This window comes from Silvania confinis (genome assembly GCF_025564085.1).
Lineage (GTDB): Bacteria > Pseudomonadota > Gammaproteobacteria > Enterobacterales > Enterobacteriaceae > Enterobacter > Enterobacter confinis.
This window is the reverse complement of the sequence record NZ_JAMGZJ010000078.1, coordinates 623,640-641,245: the sequence shown is the minus strand read 5'-3', so window position 1 is coordinate 641,245 and position 17,606 is coordinate 623,640. Positions and strand designations below refer to the sequence as shown.

The 17,606-nt window shown below is 51.6% G+C and carries 21 protein-coding genes and 2 pseudogenes; 11 read left to right on the top strand and 12 right to left on the bottom strand.

The window, feature by feature from the left end; all coding sequences use genetic code 11:
* Window positions 1-5: 5 nt before the first annotated feature.
* A complete protein-coding gene (locus M8013_RS20955) occupies window positions 6-713 on the bottom strand; it encodes a CTP synthase C-terminal region-related (seleno)protein (RefSeq protein WP_271269694.1) in 708 nt (235 codons plus the stop codon).
* A 157-nt stretch (window positions 714-870) separates the two neighbouring features.
* Here M8013_RS20955 and M8013_RS20950 point away from each other — a divergent pair, with 157 nt between their 5' ends.
* On the top strand, window positions 871-1,386 hold the full coding sequence (locus M8013_RS20950) for a 2-thiouracil desulfurase family protein (RefSeq protein WP_271269693.1): 516 nt from the start codon (window positions 871-873) through the stop codon (window positions 1,384-1,386).
* Window positions 1,361-1,705 carry a DUF488 domain-containing protein gene (locus tag M8013_RS20945; protein WP_271269692.1) on the top strand — a complete coding sequence of 115 codons (345 nt, stop codon included), beginning with the start codon at window positions 1,361-1,363 and terminating at the stop codon, window positions 1,703-1,705. Before M8013_RS20950 ends, M8013_RS20945 begins: the two co-directional genes overlap by 26 nt.
* A 1-nt stretch (window position 1,706) precedes the next feature.
* Here M8013_RS20945 and M8013_RS20940 read toward each other — a convergent pair whose 3' ends face one another.
* A complete protein-coding gene (locus M8013_RS20940) occupies window positions 1,707-2,012 on the bottom strand; it encodes a hypothetical protein (protein WP_271269691.1) in 306 nt (101 codons plus the stop codon).
* A 251-nt stretch (window positions 2,013-2,263) separates the two neighbouring features.
* Between M8013_RS20940 and M8013_RS20935 the strand changes: the two genes are divergently transcribed.
* Together M8013_RS20935 and M8013_RS20930 are read left to right on the top strand one after the other, a co-directional pair.
* Window positions 2,264-3,292: a sensor domain-containing diguanylate cyclase gene (locus M8013_RS20935; protein ID WP_271269690.1), complete on the top strand. Its 1,029-nt coding sequence runs from the start codon at window positions 2,264-2,266 to the stop codon at window positions 3,290-3,292.
* Window positions 3,293-3,336: 44 nt separating this feature from the next.
* Window positions 3,337-3,435 (top strand): YoaK family small membrane protein, encoded by a 99-nt coding sequence (locus tag M8013_RS20930; protein WP_271269689.1) that lies wholly within the window; start codon window positions 3,337-3,339, stop codon window positions 3,433-3,435.
* A 129-nt stretch (window positions 3,436-3,564) separates the two neighbouring features.
* On the opposite strand, the gene M8013_RS20925 is transcribed toward M8013_RS20930, so the two are convergent.
* On the bottom strand, window positions 3,565-3,813 hold the full coding sequence (locus tag M8013_RS20925) for a GlsB/YeaQ/YmgE family stress response membrane protein (RefSeq protein ID WP_271269688.1): 249 nt from the start codon (window positions 3,811-3,813) through the stop codon (window positions 3,565-3,567).
* A 362-nt stretch (window positions 3,814-4,175) separates the two neighbouring features.
* On the opposite strand from M8013_RS20925, the gene yncL reads away from it, so the two are divergent.
* Window positions 4,176-4,268: a stress response membrane protein YncL gene (yncL, locus tag M8013_RS20920; protein WP_271269687.1), complete on the top strand. Its 93-nt coding sequence runs from the start codon at window positions 4,176-4,178 to the stop codon at window positions 4,266-4,268.
* A gap of 36 nt (window positions 4,269-4,304) precedes the next feature.
* On the opposite strand, the gene M8013_RS20915 is transcribed toward yncL, so the two are convergent.
* Window positions 4,305-4,559 (bottom strand): hypothetical protein, encoded by a 255-nt coding sequence (locus tag M8013_RS20915; RefSeq protein ID WP_271269686.1) that lies wholly within the window; start codon window positions 4,557-4,559, stop codon window positions 4,305-4,307.
* A 78-nt stretch (window positions 4,560-4,637) separates the two neighbouring features.
* On the opposite strand from M8013_RS20915, the gene M8013_RS20910 reads away from it, so the two are divergent.
* The 3 genes and pseudogenes from M8013_RS20910 to M8013_RS23705 form a co-directional block, all read left to right on the top strand.
* On the top strand, window positions 4,638-4,937 hold the full coding sequence (locus M8013_RS20910) for a GFA family protein (RefSeq protein ID WP_336264406.1): 300 nt from the start codon (window positions 4,638-4,640) through the stop codon (window positions 4,935-4,937).
* 597 nt (window positions 4,938-5,534) lie between these two features.
* Window positions 5,535-5,918, top strand: coding sequence for a hypothetical protein (locus M8013_RS20905; protein WP_271269685.1), 384 nt, complete (start codon window positions 5,535-5,537; stop codon window positions 5,916-5,918).
* 150 nt (window positions 5,919-6,068) lie between these two features.
* Window positions 6,069-6,577 (top strand): annotated as a pseudogene (locus M8013_RS23705) (IS1 family transposase); the annotation flags it as partial.
* A gap of 100 nt (window positions 6,578-6,677) precedes the next feature.
* On the opposite strand, the pseudogene M8013_RS20890 reads toward M8013_RS23705, so the two are convergent.
* Window positions 6,678-6,857 (bottom strand): annotated as a pseudogene (locus M8013_RS20890) (isocitrate/isopropylmalate family dehydrogenase); the annotation flags it as partial.
* Between the two features lie 326 nt (window positions 6,858-7,183).
* Window positions 7,184-7,882, bottom strand: a complete 699-nt coding sequence (gene arsH, locus M8013_RS20885) for an arsenical resistance protein ArsH (protein WP_271269684.1) — start codon at window positions 7,880-7,882, stop codon at window positions 7,184-7,186.
* Window positions 7,883-7,967: 85 nt separating this feature from the next.
* Between arsH and M8013_RS20880 the strand changes: the two genes are divergently transcribed.
* Genes M8013_RS20880 through arsC form a run of 3 tightly spaced genes read left to right on the top strand, consistent with a single transcriptional unit; the run spans window position 7,968 to window position 10,060 of the window.
* Entirely contained in the window at window positions 7,968-8,288 is a 321-nt protein-coding gene (locus M8013_RS20880; protein ID WP_271269683.1) for a transcriptional regulator, read from the top strand.
* Between the two features lie 44 nt (window positions 8,289-8,332).
* The gene (locus tag M8013_RS20875; RefSeq protein WP_271269682.1) at window positions 8,333-9,622 is read left to right on the top strand and encodes an arsenic transporter; all 1,290 of its coding nucleotides are present in this window, start codon (window positions 8,333-8,335) and stop codon (window positions 9,620-9,622) included.
* Between the two features lie 12 nt (window positions 9,623-9,634).
* Window positions 9,635-10,060, top strand: coding sequence for a glutaredoxin-dependent arsenate reductase (gene arsC, locus M8013_RS20870; RefSeq protein WP_271269681.1), 426 nt, complete (start codon window positions 9,635-9,637; stop codon window positions 10,058-10,060).
* A 120-nt stretch (window positions 10,061-10,180) separates the two neighbouring features.
* On the opposite strand, the gene M8013_RS20865 is transcribed toward arsC, so the two are convergent.
* From M8013_RS20865 to M8013_RS20840, 6 genes are all read right to left on the bottom strand, one after another.
* The gene (locus M8013_RS20865) at window positions 10,181-10,495 is read right to left on the bottom strand and encodes a hypothetical protein (protein ID WP_271269680.1); all 315 of its coding nucleotides are present in this window, start codon (window positions 10,493-10,495) and stop codon (window positions 10,181-10,183) included.
* Window positions 10,495-10,734 (bottom strand): hypothetical protein, encoded by a 240-nt coding sequence (locus M8013_RS20860; protein ID WP_271269679.1) that lies wholly within the window; start codon window positions 10,732-10,734, stop codon window positions 10,495-10,497. Before M8013_RS20860 ends, M8013_RS20865 begins: the two co-directional genes overlap by 1 nt.
* Before the next feature lie 190 nt (window positions 10,735-10,924).
* The gene (locus M8013_RS20855; RefSeq protein ID WP_271269678.1) at window positions 10,925-13,174 is read right to left on the bottom strand and encodes a pyocin knob domain-containing S74 family peptidase; all 2,250 of its coding nucleotides are present in this window, start codon (window positions 13,172-13,174) and stop codon (window positions 10,925-10,927) included.
* 78 nt (window positions 13,175-13,252) lie between these two features.
* Window positions 13,253-13,921 (bottom strand): hypothetical protein, encoded by a 669-nt coding sequence (locus M8013_RS20850; RefSeq protein ID WP_271269677.1) that lies wholly within the window; start codon window positions 13,919-13,921, stop codon window positions 13,253-13,255.
* Entirely contained in the window at window positions 13,921-14,223 is a 303-nt protein-coding gene (locus M8013_RS20845) for a hypothetical protein (protein ID WP_271269676.1), read from the bottom strand. Before M8013_RS20845 ends, M8013_RS20850 begins: the two co-directional genes overlap by 1 nt.
* Window positions 14,223-17,606: a TipJ family phage tail tip protein gene (locus M8013_RS20840; RefSeq protein ID WP_271269675.1), complete on the bottom strand. Its 3,384-nt coding sequence runs from the start codon at window positions 17,604-17,606 to the stop codon at window positions 14,223-14,225. Before M8013_RS20840 ends, M8013_RS20845 begins: the two co-directional genes overlap by 1 nt.

Sequence of the window (17,606 nt, the reverse complement as noted above, 5' to 3'; positions counted from 1 at the left end):
GCAAACTAATTCTGCGCGGCGCGCAGCAGCGCCTGGACCAGCGGTGCCGGGCGCCCTGCCAGTGCAGCGCGCTCATGCTGGAACAGCGTGGCAACAAAAAACGGGTGCGTGACCAGCTCAACTGCGCGGATCTCCCCCTGGTTGTCCCAGCCGGTGACGCGCATATCGCCCTTTTCCAGCTCAAGCGCAAACGCCGACGAGACACCGTAGTTGCAGTGGTAGCCTTCCTCAATCTCGTGCTGCCCGTAGGCTTTGGCAATCAGGGTATTGGCGCGCAGTTCGATCATGTCGGATTGTTCCACCAGCGAGCAGGTCAGCGGGGCAATCACCATTCTTCCGGAGGTATCGGTTTCAGCATGCGCCGCATCCTGCCAGCCCAGCACGTTGCGGGCATACTCAATCAGCGCGTGCTGGAATCCGCCGCAGGTGCCGAGAAACGGCACGCTGTTTTCGCGGGCATAGCGGGCGGCAATAAAGGCGGCATCGACATTTTTATACGGACTGGCCGGAACCAGCCAGATAGCATCGTAGCCGACCAGATCTTCCGGGCTTGTCAGTTCAGTGGTCGCCAGCCAGTCGTAATCGGCCGTGACGTCCAGCACTGCAGCGGCATCATCAATCGCCAGGGGGATCGCCTGGTGAGCTAAAACGTCAGGGTTATAGTCACCGACCAGCGCAATTCGGAGCGTATCTTTTACTGCGGAGAGTTCCATACCAGGATCCTTATGCCAGAGAAATAGCTGATAACATAAGGCGCCTCACACTACCGATCTTTCGTTGATATCACAACACCTTAAATTGCGTGGGCAAAAAGTCGCGGTCAAAGTGTGATAGCGTGGTGACCCTGCATTGCGGAACGTATAAACCTTAATGAAAACAAAAATTCTGGTAAGCGCCTGTCTGATGGGGCATCAGGTGCGCTATAACGCCAGCGCCAAAGCGCAGCTTACCGCCCAGCTCCGGCGCTGGCGCGAAGAAGACCGGCTGGTCGTACACTGCCCCGAACTCGCCGCCGGGCTACCGGTTCCCCGTTTACCCGCCGAAATCTATGAGGCCAACGGCGACGACGTGATGGCAGGCAAGGCGCGGATCCTCGAAAGTGACGGCAGCGATGTCACGGCTCATTATCAGCTTGCCGCATGGCTGGCCCTGCGCACCGCGCTTGAGGCAGGTTGCCGCGCGGCGTTGTTAACCGACGGCAGCCCAACCTGCGGCAGCCTGGTGATTTATGACGGCAGCTTTAGCGGACAGCGCCGCAGCGGGATGGGTGTGGCCGCAGCCCTGTTGGGCGAGCACGGGATTCAGGTCTTTTCCGACACGCAGCTTCCGGCGTTAATCGCCTGGATAGAGGAGCAAGAGTATGATTCAGTGCAAACGGGTCTATGACGACGCCAGTCTTGAGGATGGCTACCGGATCCTGGTGGATCGCCTGTGGCCGCGAGGAATGAAAAAGAGCGCGCTGGGGTACGATGAGTGGTGCAAAATACTGACCCCCTCGACGGAACTGCGCCAGGCCTTTCACAGCGACGTGCTCGATTTCGCCAGCTTCAGCGACGCTTATCGCGAGGAGCTTAACCATCATCAGGACGAGGGAAAGCGCATTGCCACCCTGGCGGCTCGTCAGACCGTGACGCTGCTGTACGGCGCGAAAGACCGTCAGCAGAATCACGCCATCGTGTTAGCCTACTGGCTGAGTCAGCTGTAGATCACTCCAGCATCAGCGCATCGAGGGTTTCGGGCGAGTCTTCAGGTGTGAGCGGCAACAGATGTTCCGGGCGGACAAACGCAAAACCGTGCTGGCTATCAAAGGCAAACACGTCGCCGGTAACCAGCCACAGGGCACGATCGGCCGTGGGTGGCAGTTCGGTCATCACCCCGTTGACCGGGTTCAAAAAACGCTGCCCAGGCAGGCAGAGGCCAAACAACTCGACGGATTTACCGACATTGCGACGCCCTGCTGGCGTGCGGGCACCGATGATCATCGCCAGACTGCCCGGATTTAACTGAAACATATTTCCTCGTTTTGGATCGCTGAATTCCAGGAATTTTCTTAACGCGAAGTGTATATCAGCCAACCAATGCTGTCACCAGGACGGCGCTCATGTCCGCTCCCTGCCGGGGATTTTTTTACCTGCCATATTGGGCAGTCTCCCCCCAGAATATATAAAATTTCCATAATTCATGTTTTACTGTCGCCTGGAGTTGAATCTTTCAGCAAAACAGTCTGGTACAGAGGTCTTCTGTAGGGGAGTTGCGTAGCGTCATGTCGGATATTATTCTTGCCCGTGTTTCAGAAACCCTCGCCACTGAGCAGTCTCTGGAGAGTCTGGTACGCCAGCTGCTCGAAATGCTCGAACTGGTCACCGATATGGAGTCGACCTATCTTACCAAAGTCGACATCAATGCCCGCCTGCAACATATCCTGTATGCCCGTAACAGCAAGCATATGCAGATCCCGGAAGGGTTGAGCGTGCCCTGGGGCGAGACGCTGTGCAAACGCGCGATCGATTCCGATTGCTTCTTCAGTAATGAAGTGGCCGAACGCTGGGGAGATTGCGACGCAGCAAAAGCGCTGAACATCACCAGCTATATGAGCATTCCTATTCATCTGGAAGATGGTTCCCTGTATGGCACCCTGTGCGCCGCCAGCAGCCGCAGACAGAATCTGAGTGAACGCGGCGAGCAGGTGCTGAAACTTTTCGCTGGGCTCATTGGCCAGTACATTCAGAAAGAGTCGCTGGTACAGCAACTGCGCGAGGCCAATGCAGCGCTGATTGCCTATTCCTATACCGATGCGCTGACTGGCCTTCCTAACCGCCGGGCCATCTTTGACAATCTCAGCACCCTCTTTTCACTGGCGCGCCACCTCAATCGCAACGCCATCATTGCTTATATCGATCTGGATGATTTCAAGCTTATCAATGACCGTTTCGGCCATGAAACCGGCGATCAGTTTCTGGTCGAGGTCGGTAGGCGCTTGAATGGCGGACGGGGTGACGACGAGATCGTTGGCCGACTGGGTGGGGACGAATTTATGGTTGCCAGCCTGTGTCGGGATCAGCAAAAAGGCACAGACGCCCCATTAACCCTGCTAAAAACCCAGCTCAGTGCGCGGATTGCGGGTGAATACTGGCTGGGTGATGTACATATTGTTTACCCTGGTGCCAGCCTGGGGATAGTGGAAGTGGATCCGGCCAAACACGATGCCGACAGCGCACTGCGGGCCGCAGACGTCGCGATGTACACCGAGAAAAAAGGCAAACGCAAAACTGCCTTTCTCAACGTTGATTAACCCCGTACACTCGACGGGCTTTTTATTTCAGGATAGGTGATCGCATGCGGCTTGGTATTGTGTTCCCGATCGTCATTTTTATCGCGGCGGTCGTCTTTTTAACGTGGTTTTTTGTCGGCGGTTACGCAGCGCCTGGGGGATAATAAATGAGAAAAACAACCATAATTATGCTGATTGTCGCCCTTGCGGCCGTTGTCGGCAGCCAGCTAGGCTGGTGGTAAGCCAAATGAAAAGACCGCCAGTATCGGCGGTCTTTTTCACAAAAGCGTGGGTTAGCTTCTTACTTTACGGTAAATAAACAGCACCACCAGCGCACCAATCACCGCCACGGCAAAGCTGCCGAAGTTAAAGCCATCCACCCGACCAAATCCTAACAGGGTACTGATCCAGCCACCGACCACGGCACCGATGATCCCCAGAATAACCGTAATGAAGAAGCCACCGCCATCTTTGCCCGGCATGATCCACTTCGCCAGAATCCCCGCAATAAGCCCAAAGATAATCCAGGATATGATTCCCATAGCTTTCCTCTCTGTATGGTTTTTGTCGTCAAATCAAGTACACACAAAGCTTAGCACAGGATTCAGAAAAGCAAGTTTGTGATATGCATCACATCGATTTTTTCAGAAAAAGTCGTGAACATGCGTTCCACATAAAAAATGGGGTTGCATCCTTCAATGAGAAATATTATCTTTCTCATTACTGAATAGTTGAGCAAATCACTCAGGTATTCAGTACGACATTGCTCACATTGCTTCCAGTATTTCTTGCCCACTTTATGTGGGCTTTTTTTTGCCTGTTTACTGGCCCGATTTGATCGATACGCCATTTGCTATTAGGATTGTTAACACAATTCCAACATAGCAGTATTGGTTTCGATAACATGAACGTATCCAGCAGATTCGTGATTTGTATTAACCTTGTGAGTGCCAGTTCGTTGGTCGTCATTCTTTCTGACAAATTCAACTGGTTTTGATGTGAGCAAACCCGGCGCCCTGCCGGGTTTTACGTTTTAGTCATCCCCTTCGATTAAAAATCCTGCGCGACGAATCGCCTCTTTACTGTCGTTAACGCCTGCGGCGTATCCGGCTTCGATATCGCACACCGGGCTGGCGCTGGTGAAGGGAAGTTTGATTTCAGTGGCTAACTGCTGTTTTAGCTGCGTGATGTGCTGGCGGGCGGCAAGGAGTTCAGCAGCGAGCTGTTCGGGGAGGACGTCTGAAGACGCGCCTGCGGCAATGTGTTGAAGGGTGGTGTCGTCGATCATCGGTGTTCCTCCTGAATAGCAAGCATAGTCGCCAGGCGCATCCGGTACTGTCAGTGGCGATTCAAAAAAGGAAATTTAATGATCTCTCAACTGTCTGCGGGATGCTTATGCGGATTCATCTGCTTCAGCGCTGCCAATCCCCAACGACCGTACTGCTGTTCCTGTGATATCTGCCAGAAACATACCGGCAGCCACAGGGTCGTCTGGCTCGAATTTGCCGCTGGCGACGTGCAGTGGAACGGTGAAGGCGGCAAGCCGTCGCTGTATCGTTCTTCAGACGTTTCGAGCCGGTTTTTTTGTTCACAATGCGGCAGTTTAGTGAGTGCCATTGATGACGGTCCGAGCGTAGCGCTACTGACGGGACTTTTTGACCAGTAGCCTTAGGCTGTTTTTGCGCCTGGCTCTCCTTCCTTCGAAGATATGGAGCCTGCGTGGTGGCGAAGGATATTTCCGGATGCGAAGAAGTAAAAAAAACGGGAACCATCAGGCTACCGTTGTCATACAACCTCAGCCAATTATCATTAAATCAAACAGTTAGATAATTTCATTATCGGGCAATGGAGGGCAATATGAGCTATTTCATTGCCCCACATGATTTTTACCCCCAAAATTATTCCCAATTAAGCTTTTAAATTTACTGAACATACCCGCAACATCCACCCTGCCGCTTTTTCTCAGGCGGCACTTTTAGTTTATTCCGCTGGATCAGTACTATTTTCCCATCTGAATAATAACCCAATGACATTATTCAGAATGACATCGAAAAATTAATTCTGCATGCTCCCGCTAAATAACATTTTAAATACCGTGGCTACTTGTACAGAACCAATAGCATGTAGTCGCCATTACGCTAAACAATTACAGAAATGTACGAAATCATGGCAAATATGGTATATTAGCATCAGAAAAACAACATATAACGGAAGTATGTGAGCTTTGTAATTTACGCCGTAGCTTATTACATGGAGAATTAAGATGGGAAAACATAAAAAAACAATACTTTTCGCAGCATTTTTCTTTTTTTCAAACACATCCTTTAGTGCTGAGAATGAGATGTCGTACGTATTCAAAAATAGTTCGTTTAATCTAACCAAGGCATGTATTGAAGATATACGTGCCGAAACATCAGAACTGTCAAACGTATACGTCCTAAATATCGCCGTAAAAAACAACCAAGAGTGCGCTGAAAAATTAAATACAGCCATCGCAGATAATGTAGGGACTGAAATGTCAGCTTTTTATAATGGCATATTATTAAACAAAAGCAAAATAGTCGGGAAATTCAGAACAGAAAATGGATTTCGAATGACTATGAATGATCAAGATTTAATGAACGAAATATTGATTTCTTATAAATAATAAAAAACCTAAAAACTATAATTACACCTATGAAAAAGGCTCCTAATAGCACGGGAGCCTTTCCTCCAATTAACAAAATCAAACTACCGTTAACTTTTAGGGAAGTCAGGTCAAGTATTCAAAGTGTTGATCATGCTGTAAGCTCTCTCGAAAGAGCAAATTATTGATCTTGTCATGAACAATGCGGGTATCCGTGATACCGCACGGGCGCTGCATATCAGCATTAATGCCGCTGTGGGCACGCTAAAAAACTCTTGCCACAATGCGTAACAATGCTGCCGCTGGATAACCTGCAAATAAAGTTCATCTGTGAAGTGGATGAAATGTGGTCATTTGTTAGCAACAAAAAACAACAGCGCTGGCTGTCGTATGCATGGGAACCTCGTCTCAAACGTATTATTGCGCATGCTAGAGATGACTGTGTCTCATCGAGCAGTTTGACCACAATCTTTAACAAAGCCAGGAACAAGTGCGGGATAGATTGGGAAAAACGGACCGCCCCAACCTTCCATGAACGGCGTTCTCTTTCCGAGCGTATATACAGAGAACAGGGTATAGATACACAAAAATTGTTGGGACATGAAACCAGGAAGCAAACCGACAAATATAACGATGATAGGGGTAAGGATTGGGTGGTTATCGATTCAAAAACAGAGTGAACTGAGAGGGTTTTGGGGAAACGTTTTGGGGAAGATTTTCGACGTGGCATAAAAAACGGGAACCCTTCGGCTCCCGTTCGCATACAACCCAGAATCTGGATTACATGTTTTCGATGATCGCGTCACCAAACTCTGAACATTTCAGCAGTTTAGCGCCTTCCATCAGGCGTTCGAAATCGTAAGTTACGGTTTTGGCGTTAATCGCGCCGCTCATACCTTTAACGATCAGGTCTGCCGCTTCGAACCATTCCATGTGACGCAGCAGTAGTTTCAAGGATAGGCTGCAATGCCTTGTTTTGCATCAAATTGATATCACAGAATCAATTTTAACGGCTCGGCTGGTCATCATTCTAACCTCTTGTTTTTGCGCAATAGGCTTAGAGTTTTGATAACCGCTTTTGCAGGAATTGAATCATGGTTTACAACTTTTGCGTAGCTCCTTACAGAAACGCATCCTCATGCTTTACCCAGCACATCTCTCTATGCAAAATCACTACCGCTTCGTTGTAAGACTTTTGTGCACCCCACCTCTTACACTCAAGGCCGCTTTGTGCCAATAGCGGACGTTGTTAAGCTCATGCAGTATGGATTCACGAAGAACATACGTTATATTTTGTCCTGATTGACACGGGATGAAAGCTCCTGATGGCTCTCTTTTCGCTCGCTGTAACGATCTGCAAGATAACCGGTTTGTCCCTTAAGCAGCATCGTGATTTTAAACAGCTCCTCCGCTACATCGACGATGCGGTCATACCATGAAGAAGGTTTCATTCGTCCGTTTTCGTCGAACTCTTGCCATGCCTTGGCTACAGAGGACTGGTTGGGGATCGTAAACATCCGCATCCAGCGACCCAGAATACGCATCTGGTTCACGGCATTGAAGGACTGTGAACCGCCGCAGACCTGCATTACCGCAAGAGTTTTGCCCTGCGAAGGACGAACCGCGCCTTCACTTAAGGGTATCCAGTCAATCTGCGCCTTCATAACTGCGCTCATAGCACCGTGCCGTTCCGGAGAACTCCACACCATCCCGTCACACCATCTGACCAGACCGCGCAGCTCGGTGACTTTGGGATGCGTGTCCGGCGCATCATCCGGCAGGGGTAAACCCGAGGGGTTAAAGAGTTTCACCTCAGCGCCCATTGCCGTCAACAGGCGATCTGCTTCCTCCGCGGCTAAGCGGCTGTAGGAGCGCTCTCTTACTGAACCATACAGGATCAGAATCCGTGGTGGCTCCTGCAGGTGCAGGCGTTCAGCGATGTGTTGATCAAAGCATTCAGTATTCAGGGCAGGAAATTGTTCCATTTTTATCCTCCAGAGAGAGCAGATGATTTCAAAATCAATGCATATGATTTACCATATGTATATTCTAAAGGGAACGGAGAGGGAAATGCTACAACCTGTTCAGCTTTTCAAAATCCTGTCGGATGAAACACGGCTCGCCATTGTCATGCTTCTGCGGGAGTCCGGAGAAATGTGTGTGTGCGATATCTGTGCAGCCACTGCTGAATCACAGCCCAAAATATCACGCCACATGGCTGTTCTGCGCGAGGCTAAGCTTGTTCTTGATCGTCGGGAAGGCAAATGGATCCACTATCGTCTGTCACCTCATATTCCTGCGTGGGCTGCTGAGACAATCACGACGTCCTGGCAATGCCTTCGGGAGGATGTGCGGGAATGGTTGGCAAAGTCGGCCTGCACCTCCTGCTGAGGCAGAAAAACACATTCACATAATCATATATAATGGAGTCTGAAATGTTTTTGGCAGGGAGTATATTTTTACTGACGCTGGTACTGGTGATTTGGCAACCCAAAGGTCTGAGTATTGGCTGGAGCGCGAGTATCGGAGCTGCGCTGGCGCTGGGAACCGGAGTCATCCATATCGCTGATATTCCCGTTGTCTGGAATATCGTCTGGAACGCGACAGCGGCATTTATTGCGGTCATCATCATCAGCCTGCTGCTCGATGAGTCCGGGTTCTTTGAATGGGCCGCACTGCACGTCTCCCGCTGGGGTAACGGACGTGGCCGCCTTTTGTTTACCTGGATAGTCTTGCTTGGTGCCGCTGTTGCTGCGTTGTTTGCCAATGACGGCGCCGCGCTGATCCTGACGCCGATTGTAATTGCGATGCTGCTCGCACTGGGATTCAGCCAGAGCACGACACTGGCCTTTGTCATGGCCGCAGGATTTATTGCAGATACGGCCAGCCTGCCGCTCATTGTTTCTAACCTGGTGAATATCGTCTCGGCGGACTTTTTCGGTCTGGGCTTTACGCAGTATGCCTCCGTTATGATCCCCGTAGATGTGGCAGCGATTGCGGCCACGCTGGCCATGCTGCATCTCTTCTTCCGCAGGGACATTCCGGCGACGTATGACGTTTCGCTGCTGAAGACGCCTGTCAGTGTGATAAAAGATCCGGCAACGTTCAGGGCGGGCTGGATTGTTCTGTTATTGCTGCTTGTCGGTTTCTTTGTTCTGGAGCCTCTGGGGATCCCGGTCAGTGCGATAGCGGCTACAGGCGCAGCAGTACTGTTTATAGTGGCGAAAAGAGGTCATGCCATCAATACCGGAAAAGTCCTGCGTGGTGCGCCATGGCAGATCGTTATTTTCTCGCTGGGCATGTACCTGGTGGTCTATGGCCTGCGCAATGCAGGACTCACGGAGTCTCTGTCTGACGTGCTGAACCTACTGGCAGAAAAGGGGTTATGGGCAGCAACGTTCGGCACCGGCTTCCTGACCGCGTTCCTCTCGTCGGTGATGAACAATATGCCGACGGTGCTGATTGGCGCACTGTCGATTGACGGGAGTACGGCGACTGGCGTCGTCAAAGAGGCTATGATTTACGCCAACGTGATTGGCTGCGATTTAGGCCCGAAAATTACCCCGATTGGCAGCCTGGCAACCCTGCTTTGGCTGCATGTGCTTGCCCAGAAAAATATAACGATTACCTGGGGATATTACTTCCGCACCGGCATTATCATGACTCTGCCCGTGCTGTTTGTCACTTTGGCCGCGCTGGCAGTGCGGCTCTCCATCACTTTGTAATGAGACACAGATATGAGCAACATTACCATCTATCACAACCCTGCCTGCGGCACTTCTCGCAACACGCTGGAGATGATCCGTAACAGTGGCAACGAACCGACGATAATTTATTATCTCGATACGCCACCGACCCGTAATGAGCTGATTAAACTTATTTCAGATATGGGAATTACGGTGCGTGCGTTACTGCGTAAGAATGTTGAACCTTATGAACACCTGGGTCTTGATGAAGAGAAATTTAGTGATGAGCAGTTGATTGATTCCATGCTTCAACATCCGATCCTGATTAATCGGCCGATAGTCGTTACGCCGCTTGGCACTCGTCTTTGCCGCCCTTCAGAAATAGTGTTGGATATTCTACCGGAAGGTCAGAAAGGAGCGTTTACCAAAGAGGATGGCGAGAAGGTCATTGACGAAACGGGGAAGCGAGTTAAGTAATCTGCCCACATCAAAATATCGGACGCCTGTTCACGCTATGCGGGCGTCCGCTTTTCGCTCACAGCGGACGTTAAACTTTAAGAGGAAACCTCACCAGCTACACTTAATGCGCACCGTGTCTTAAACCACCCTGCCATCATCATAAATCTGAGTAATGAAGTACGTGACCCGCCCTAGGACATCGACCTCTGTCAGCGCCACGCCCTCGATCGCTTCGCCGTCGTCGCAAATTAGTGACTGCCCCATGAGCTTTGCGAACTGTTTCCGCCCGCCGCTGAGGATTAGCAGAGCATCACCCTGCGCCAGCTTGGTGACAGGTACGATGATCGCGTAGCCAGCCGACGTCTCAAGGATACGGCTGTCAGGCGTCATGCAGATACTAGCTGGTGTAAGCCGCTGTTCGATATAGTCGGTTGCCGGTGAAGGGAAGCCCACTAGTTGACCCTCCCCATATTGCGTAGCATCCAGTAACGGTTCTCGCTGAAATCAGGTGTCTTGTCCACGAAATCTGGCTGATAACGCTCGATCCACTCGTTGCCGTCTGCCAAGGAGAAGTGCCAGTTCACCTTCGCCAGTTCGCAGATGAAGTCTGCTGTGTGTAAGCACTGATACCCTTTCGGGTTGAGCTGGATGGCCGCCACAAAGGCGGCACGTATTTCGTATGGGCGGGGCATGATCTGCACTCCCTTTCACTGTTTTTATATACAGCAGTTTTAAAAGGGGTGCAGATCAAGGCGGCTATGCCTATTGATAATTCCGGCTGAACATCCGGGTGATCTTCTGACTCACAAGTTGAATCCTGCCATAAGAGATGAGCACCCACGAACTGAGTGAGTAAAAATGGGCTAATTAAGCTCTTTCTTATCACTCGGTCTTATGACTGTCTTGAGTGGAATCTTCCACCCCTGACTCTACTGCCTCCGACCCCGCTGCCTCTGGATAATTATCTGGGAGCTTCGCCTCAAGCTCCTTAACCCTGGCGCTTAGGGCGTGGATAGCCAGCAGAGCATCGACCAGTAGGGCATTGTTATCAAGTCGCAACTGCTCACGCTGCTCACCATCATCACCGGTCCACTCCATTTTCTTGACGTACTCAGCGCTGATTTCTTGCAGATCCTGAGCGATGACTCCTCGACGCTCACGCTTCTGATCGTCAGTCTTAAACACGAATTTGGTTGGCAGCATCGCATCAATGTTACTCAGCGCTTCATCTGCTGCATCTTCGGTGTATACAATATCGTCTTTTAATTCGCGGTCTGAAACGATGGTTTTGTTTAAAGCGTAAGTATCAGTAGCTGAATTTGTTCCAACGTAGAAATAAACATCACTGCGGCTACATTTAACTGAAAGCCTGGCAATCGTACCGGAGTCAGAAATACCAGCCATGTACATTTCGGCATACTGCCCGGCAGTTGGCCCAGCGACCCCGAGATGATAAGTGGCGGTTGCCAGTGTGCCATTGCTCGATTTTGAACTAAGAAGAGAGTAGAAACTCCCGGTGTTTCCAGCGTTAACGTCATCAAGGGAATAAGCGCCCTTAGCGTTAAGAAGCGCGCCCCACCCAATGAGAGTAGTTGCCTTTACAGACCATCCTCCAGGCGATTGCGCTACGTTAGTTCCAAAGGTATAGAGGCCAAGGTTATTGAGCCTTGAGTCGTTACCCTGAACCACTGTACCAGCTACATCGCCATATGCTACGCCAATGTTGGTTCGCGCCTCAGCAGCTGTTTTGCCGCCAGTGCCGCCATTGTTGATGGGGATGACAGTTGTAGGGTCACTGGTATAGTTCTGCGTTAGAGTGAATACTCTTGATCCTTTCGCGCCAGCAATGACAATGGTGTAATCATATTTATATATTGCCGTAGTGGATTGAGATGTAACGCGAACAACAAATCGATTTGAAGTATTTCGTGCCAGGACGCAAAAAACACTCACCACATCACCTGCTGGGTTGCTCATTCCTGATGGAGGATTAAGCCATCCGGTAACGTTTACCAACTGGTTTTGACCAGAGACAAAATCAGCCTGTTGCCAGTCAAAAGCAGAGGGCGCAGTCACCTGAGTTGCCACCCCCAGCCCAATCGCCGCCATAGCATCAGCACCGACTAAGCGCCAGCCATTGGCATCGCCGCCGTTATACCATGTTACTGATGTCCATCCTGTGGCTGTGTTAGGTGAGCCGTAGCGCTCGTAAGTGCCGACGGTGGTGAAGAGCGTCTGATGCAGGCCCATGATCGTCCCGCCAGCCCGACGCACAGACATAATGATCGCATTGTTCTGACCGGATGTCAGCCCTGCCGGGCTATCTGTGCGCGTGCCGGATAACACGTACGTTGTGTTCTGCGCGAAAGCAACAGGGTCTGACAGGCTCGTCACAGCACTGGAAAGGGGTTTGTTAGAACTCAGTCCACCAATCTCGTACCAATCAGACCACGGGCCATCAACACCATTCCAGGCGGCAGTGAGGTTGCGGAGATACATTCTCCCTCCGCGAACCACATAGCGCTGGGCTCCACCAAACTGATTGTATGGGATTACCTCAAGGTCGCCGACAGCACTATCCTCCGGGAAACCAAAGGCAATCGTCGCATTAACCGATGAAAATTTACCCCATTTTCCAATATAATCAGCCGTTGGCCCATAGTTATTGATGTTTGCAGCCGTAGGCAAAAGCCCACGCCATTGCTGGGCAGCCGTGGTAAGCCCAGCAATCTTTGCCCATGAAGGCCCGTTTAACGGACGCCCCGCTGGCGAACCGTCAGGGAGCGTAACAGTAATATCACCAGTGCCAGAATAAAAAGCCTGCCAGTTCGCATTCTCCTGCAGCACCCGTCGCACCGACTCAGCAGTTTGCGCAGCCAGGGCAGCGGTAATGCGGTTAAGCGCCAGTTGCGGAACGGCAACCCAGGCCAGCCCGGAAGTTGTTGGCCCGGTGAATGGATCGGACAAGGTGAGAGCTGTGTTACTCGTCACGACGTCAACAAACAGCGTGAAGAATATCCCTCCGACTGTTGCGGTAATAACGTCACCTGATTTCAGATCGGAGGTGAATGCAGTGCCGGTACCGACAACTGCAGTAGAGCCGTTAGTAAGCCTGATTGTGCCTGCGGACATATTTGCTCCATAGAAAAACCCAGCCTGAGCTGGGTTATGTAATTCAGATAAATTTCGGGAGAGGATTACTGTTTTGGCTTAATCGTATGCTGCGGTGTTAATGGCGGTAATCGCGATACCGGTATTGGTTCCTCCAGCAGGACTGCCCTGCCCGATTTGGTTACCCACCGGTGATATCCGTGTTATCGAGCCATTAAACAAAGCACCGGCGTACGCCGTTACGTTAACTATGACAGGCTGGCCCTGCACCATTATCTGATACAGCGAAGATCCAAGAATGGCCGGGGCAATGGCATAAGAGCCAGATAGTGTCTGGTCTATATTAATCCCCCCATTATTCCCCGGTGTTCCAATGGTAACGAGGTCACTCAGTACCCGGCTTTCATTGGTGAGAACAAGTTTTCTATTCTCGTCCCATATCGCCATACCCCAGGCAGGCAGATTCTGCGGGAAAATAGCGAACACATATGCTGTGAGCGTGTGGACCAGCCCACTCGGACTACTCGAACCTACCTTGATTACGTTACCAACTCTGGTAGCCCCTACCGTCGCCGCGTTGGAGGTTTTGCAAAACACTATCGCCGGGTAGCTTGCATCAATGGGGATATCGACGCTGGCCCCCTGATAGTTCCCGCCTGTATTGGCCGAATTTACCGTGACCTTTTGGTACAGGCAGAACGGGGTTGAATTAGGGGTGATAAAGGGATTGCCGTTCTCCAGAACAATCAGCGCGCCAAAACCTGCCATTACGCTTTCTCCATGAAAACAATGAGCTCGCACTCAGAAGCAGGATAGTTACCAACTCCGACACTACTGGCTGCGCTGAGGGTAATGGTATTACCGTTCGCAACAATCCGGCGGCCAACCGAAACCGCTCCTTTATCCAGAGACACAGCAAATCCAACTTTCATACCAGCAGGAATGGTGAACGACCAGTTGCCGGAAGTCTGCCCCTCGTTCAGTGGAATACGACCGACAACGGAAACCGGCTTGATGCCGTAGTTATTAGGGGCACCATTAGCGCCCCAGGTCTGAATACCGAATGCCATCAGAATACCCCGTCGAGATAACCGATCTGGACTCGCAAGACGCCATTGGCATCACGCACGCTGATTTTCTGGTTTGTCTGCCGCATCGAACCCTGTCCGGCCACTGCCCCGTTGTTTTCGAAAACCCCTCCTTTATCCAGTCGCCAGCCAACCGAGCCGGGAACGTAGTTGGTTGATTGGATATAGCCCGCAATCATAGCGCTGGTGATTGTTCCTTCCTGGATGAATGCACTGTTCAGGAACACCTGGCCACCAACAATAGCGAACGGTGAGTACATATTTGCGGTTCCGTTGCCGGACAGCATCACGAACTCATTGGCATTAATCGCCACACGGGTGGTAATGGCGTTTCCATTCGCAATGACTGCAACGCTTATCCCGGCATCATAGTAATTGCCGTTATATTTCACCCCAGCCTTCAGGGTATAAATTGCATTGGCGCTGTTAGCATCAGCGTATGCGGTCATCTTCTCGTTGATAGCTGACTGCTGATCCGAAAACTTAGCCGTTACCTGCTGCTGGTACTGCGCGAAAGCCTGGTCTGCGCTTGCCTGAGCTTGTTGAATGGTGGTGATGCTGCTGTTCACGCCTTTAAAGTCGGCCGCCACTGTAACTTTATATTCAGCAAAAGCCTGATCAGCCGTTGCCTGAGCTGTTTTAACCTCATAAATTTCTGCTGCATTATCAGCAAACTGAACAGCAACCAGCTCCTGGAACTGCGCAAACGCCTGGTTTGCATCTGCAATTAGTATCTGTGCGTTTGAGATTTCCGCATACGCTGTACCGAACTGCTGGAAAGTGATTTTCGCCCCCTGAATGCCAGCCAGGGTGTTCTGCAGAATGCCTGCGATGTTGAAGTCGATTTGCCCCGTTAATGCCTTGCCATCTTCTGCCAGTAGTACCTGGTCTTTAATGGCGTCCAGATAATCGCTGGCCTGATCGCTCGACATCCCGCGCACCCAGTTGGTGTAGCCAGATTCGTTACCCGTCCGATCAACCAGCTGCGCGCGGTACCAGAATATCTGTCCCGCCTTAAGCCCCATCTGCTGGTATCTGTGCTGGGGATATGGCACATCAGCCAACAACAGCGCATTATCCGCGCTCCCGGTTGGGCTGTACTGGATTTCCGTTTTCAGCGTATCGTCCGTATTGGCCGGGAACCCCCAGTTCAGCTCAATCCCGAAAAGAACGTTGTCAGAGGCTGCAAACCCCACTGGCTTTGGCGGATTGCCCACTTTGCCCGTAAGTGTTTTCTCTGCTGAATATCCCCACCCGGATGAAATCTCGGCGGCGTTGATGGCGCGAACACGTACCAGGTATCGTCCGGTATAAATCCCCGGCACGTCGAAAGACGTGGTAGAACTGCGCGGCACGTTGACCCAGTTCCCATCGTTGCGTCGCCACTGGGCTTCATAGGCGATGGCGTTCTGTACCTGATCCCAGCTCACACGCATGGTTTCGACACTGATATTCTGCTGAACCACTGAAAACGAGCTGATCACAATATTAGCCGGTGGCGACTGGTTACCGGGAGGTATGACGCTCACCGGGCGCTGGTCAACAATGGCTCCCGTATCTATGCGGGCATACTTATCAGGATCGTGAGACGCGCCGGTAACAGTGAACGTCCCATCGTTATTGTCGCTGATGCTGATCACCCGATATTGCTGGGCATAAAGCTCGTTGGATTCCACAACCCACACGCTTTCCGCCTGCGGCGTTTCGCTATAGGCGGTGCTGACAGTTACTGCTTTTCCGTTAACTGCCTGGATTGTGCGTGCCTGCGATGCGCCAGACGGGAGGTTGAGAATAAGGCGGTGACCTGCCTTCGCATCCGGCGCGCGGTCAAGGGTGATCACCCGGCCATTCACTGCACTGATGCGCCCGCCGGTGACCTTACCGGACAACATTTCATCAGCAACGGCGATGATGTATCCGGGTTGAGGAATGTTGCCATCCAGACCGACGTCAAACGATACGACACGATCCTTGTTGTTGGTCAGAATGCCCCAGCGGCCTTTACGATTAGCCTCCGACTGGCGGGTGCAGCCTATGGCTGTCATTTCAAGCTGGTTAAACCCGTAACGCGCAACCAGCGCCTGCTCAAATACAGGCTCCATCGCATCAGCGTATGCGTTTGAGGGATCAGACCAGGAGACCAGCGCGGTGGTATAGCGTGTTTTAGTCGTGCTGCTGGAGTAGGTAAAGCGGCCATTAATCACGTTCGCGCGGGTGTAGCTGTAATCCACATCGCGGGGCATATCCGCCAGCGCCACAATCTGATCACCGCCCCAGTAAGTCATGCCCCGAAATATGGCCGCAAAATCACGAAGAACGGTGTAGGCGTCGTTTCGCTCCTGAATGTACACGTTGCAGATGTATCGCGGCTCGGTACCGCTGCCTCCCTTACCGTCCGGCACCAGTTGATCGCAATACTGGGCCACCTGATACAGCGTCCATTTGTCGATATTCGCTGCGGTGAGCCTGTGCCCCAGGCCAAACCGATCTGAAACCACCAGATCGTAAAAAATCCATGCCGGGTTATCGGTCCACGCCCACTTAAACGCACCGGTCCATGTGCCAGTATAGGTGCGGGTTTCCGGGTTGTAGGTGTCTGGTACGCGGATCACGCGCCCGCGTGGCTCGCAGGAGATTTGCGGGATAGCGCCGTTAAATTGGCTTGAGTCGAATTCGATATAAAGCAGAGCGGTGTTCGGGTAGCGCAGTTTCGCATCTATCACTTCGGTGAAGCTCTGCAGCGTCATCGTGTCGCCAATCTTTGCGCTGTTTGCATCAGCGGTAAGCTTGCGCAGGCGAATAGTCCAGGTGCTGCCCGCCTGCGGGAGATCGATACGGTGGCTGCGCTCATAACCTGATGTAGTTTTACCAGTAACGCTGGTATTCAACACCGTCTGCCAGGAGCCCCCGTTGGTCTGCAGGTCGATTGCGTAGTTAACCGAGTTTCCGACCAGATCGCCGTCGTCCTCCTGTTTAAAAAGAGAGGGCCATTTCAGGCGCAGACGAACCGCTGAGAGCTGAGTATTAGTAAACGTGCGCGTCCAGGCAGTCGCGCTTGATACTTCGGTACCCACGCTGATCTCGTTTTCCGTGCCGGGTATGCCCTGGATGTATTTCTGCGCCTGAGTACCAGGACGAAACTCCCACGTAACACCACTGAAGTTTTGCGAGCCGTCTGCATTCTCAAGTGCTGTGCCATCCAGATAAATATTTTTGCCGGTTAGCTGACCGGAAAACTCCCCTTCGCCAAGCGCAACAAGGATTTTCGCTTTTGCTACTGACTGCAGATCGTCTGGCTGCTCGGTGGGAGTCCGGGAACTCGAGCCGCCGCCCTTGCGGCCCCTGATAGCGGTTGCGTTTGTCAT

Coding starts and splice junctions, on each gene's coding strand:
- M8013_RS20955 (WP_271269694.1), bottom strand. CDS start 713: ATGGAACTCTCCGCAGTAAAAGATACGCTCCGAATTGCGCTGGTCGGT.
- M8013_RS20950 (WP_271269693.1), top strand. CDS start 871: ATGAAAACAAAAATTCTGGTAAGCGCCTGTCTGATGGGGCATCAGGTG.
- M8013_RS20945 (WP_271269692.1), top strand. CDS start 1,361: ATGATTCAGTGCAAACGGGTCTATGACGACGCCAGTCTTGAGGATGGC.
- M8013_RS20940 (WP_271269691.1), bottom strand. CDS start 2,012: ATGTTTCAGTTAAATCCGGGCAGTCTGGCGATGATCATCGGTGCCCGC.
- M8013_RS20935 (WP_271269690.1), top strand. CDS start 2,264: ATGTCGGATATTATTCTTGCCCGTGTTTCAGAAACCCTCGCCACTGAG.
- M8013_RS20930 (WP_271269689.1), top strand. CDS start 3,337: ATGCGGCTTGGTATTGTGTTCCCGATCGTCATTTTTATCGCGGCGGTC.
- M8013_RS20925 (WP_271269688.1), bottom strand. CDS start 3,813: ATGGGAATCATATCCTGGATTATCTTTGGGCTTATTGCGGGGATTCTG.
- yncL (WP_271269687.1), top strand. CDS start 4,176: ATGAACGTATCCAGCAGATTCGTGATTTGTATTAACCTTGTGAGTGCC.
- M8013_RS20915 (WP_271269686.1), bottom strand. CDS start 4,559: ATGATCGACGACACCACCCTTCAACACATTGCCGCAGGCGCGTCTTCA.
- M8013_RS20910 (WP_336264406.1), top strand. CDS start 4,638: ATGATCTCTCAACTGTCTGCGGGATGCTTATGCGGATTCATCTGCTTC.
- M8013_RS20905 (WP_271269685.1), top strand. CDS start 5,535: ATGGGAAAACATAAAAAAACAATACTTTTCGCAGCATTTTTCTTTTTT.
- arsH (WP_271269684.1), bottom strand. CDS start 7,882: ATGGAACAATTTCCTGCCCTGAATACTGAATGCTTTGATCAACACATC.
- M8013_RS20880 (WP_271269683.1), top strand. CDS start 7,968: ATGCTACAACCTGTTCAGCTTTTCAAAATCCTGTCGGATGAAACACGG.
- M8013_RS20875 (WP_271269682.1), top strand. CDS start 8,333: ATGTTTTTGGCAGGGAGTATATTTTTACTGACGCTGGTACTGGTGATT.
- arsC (WP_271269681.1), top strand. CDS start 9,635: ATGAGCAACATTACCATCTATCACAACCCTGCCTGCGGCACTTCTCGC.
- M8013_RS20860 (WP_271269679.1), bottom strand. CDS start 10,734: ATGCCCCGCCCATACGAAATACGTGCCGCCTTTGTGGCGGCCATCCAG.
- M8013_RS20855 (WP_271269678.1), bottom strand. CDS start 13,174: ATGTCCGCAGGCACAATCAGGCTTACTAACGGCTCTACTGCAGTTGTC.
- M8013_RS20850 (WP_271269677.1), bottom strand. CDS start 13,921: ATGGCAGGTTTTGGCGCGCTGATTGTTCTGGAGAACGGCAATCCCTTT.
- M8013_RS20845 (WP_271269676.1), bottom strand. CDS start 14,223: ATGGCATTCGGTATTCAGACCTGGGGCGCTAATGGTGCCCCTAATAAC.
- M8013_RS20840 (WP_271269675.1), bottom strand. CDS start 17,606: ATGACAAACGCAACCGCTATCAGGGGCCGCAAGGGCGGCGGCTCGAGT.